Here is a 1,422-nt window from a genome sequence, read left to right on the forward strand (position 1 = left end):
AAAGTTAATATTTTTATTTTAATTACCTCATAATGATATTTTTATGCGTGTTTAATTGATGATGAGGCTGTGCATCATTATCAATTAAATACTTATATAACTTGCTCCGCATCCCTGCCTGCGGCAGGCAGGCTATTTGTGATCAACTTTCTTTGGTCGTCACCAGCATCTGTATGATTATAAGTTATAATAAGTCCAGCCACTTGCTATAAAATGTGATCATCTTGAAGATGTCACCCACGTTGTTTTGTGATATGGACTTTAAATACTTCTTTGTGAGCTTTGTTATTGATTTATATCTATTTATACTATAACCCCAATTTCATAAGGGGTTTCTGTTTTTATTACTGCCAGTGTCCTACATAATAACTTCCTAGCCACTTTTATTATAATTTTTTTACTGTCCTTTCCATAATGCTTCCGGTAATAACTTTGCATCACGGGATCAGTTCGAATTGCTTGCCATGAAGCTTCTATAAAGTACGAACGAATTAAACGATGAGCACGCGGTGTTATGCCCATTGTTTTGCTATTGGCTCCACTTTGATAAACTCCTGGAGCTAAGCCAACATAACCAGCGATATGTTTCACACTATTAAACCTACGTAAATCTCCTAGTTCACTAATAATTCCACAAGCAACAATACCTCCTATTCCTGGAATACTACGAAGTAGGTAATAATCTTTCTTAAAATGTTTACGACAATATGCTCTAAGCTGATTACTAACCAATCGTAAATCTTCATCTATAAATCTAAAATGACGCATACGACTATCTAGACTTGCCTTTGCTATGGGATACGTAAATATCATCTGATCTAACCAATTTCTAAATCCATGACTCCAGTGATCATTATCGTATTGCTCAGGAACTTTTATCCCAAAATATAGCAGTTGCATCTTAATGTAGCTTTTAACTCTCCTAAAGTCCTTTACCAAATCATTGCGTCTTCGAAATAAACTCCGAAGCGCTTCGCGATGCACATCTGGTACATGGATACTGTTTAACCGACCATCTTTGAGTTCTCTGCTGATTAGCTGCGCATCTATCCGATCAGTCTTTGTAAAGCGCTCTTTACCTTTTCTGTGGATATCGGCCGGATTAACAACTAAAGAATTCCATCCATAACTCACGAAACAACGATGTGCATAATAACCACAACAGCCAGCCCCATAAGCCGTAGATACTTCATGTTCTGGAAAATGTTTGGCTACATAGCTCTTCAGTTGCGATGGTTCTGGTGACATACTAAAGCTCTTGCCTGAAAACAAGTCTGTAGCGCAGTGAACTTTCCAACTTCGTTTGTGTATGTCAATTCCTATGTATAATTTAGGTGTCGCAGTAATTTGAGTGTTCATATCTTAATTGTTTTTGTGAAATTTAAAGATACTCGACTTACTGCTTTTTCATGGATGCTATAA

At 36.6% G+C, this 1,422-nt stretch carries 1 protein-coding gene; it reads right to left on the reverse strand.

Annotated features, from left to right (window positions below; genetic code table 11):
* Nucleotides 1-303: 303 nt before the first annotated feature.
* Nucleotides 304-1,359, reverse strand: a complete 1,056-nt coding sequence (locus tag JM658_RS16920) for an IS110 family RNA-guided transposase (protein WP_236961070.1) — start codon at nucleotides 1,357-1,359, stop codon at nucleotides 304-306.
* Nucleotides 1,360-1,422 lie beyond the last annotated feature (63 nt).

Source organism: Joostella atrarenae (assembly GCF_021764745.1).
GTDB lineage: Bacteria > Bacteroidota > Bacteroidia > Flavobacteriales > Flavobacteriaceae > Galbibacter > Galbibacter atrarenae.

Bases quoted from the DNA above. Each gene is read 5' to 3' on its own strand.
- JM658_RS16920 (WP_236961070.1), bottom strand. From the start codon at position 1,359: ATGAACACTCAAATTACTGCGACACCTAAATTATACATAGGAATTGAC.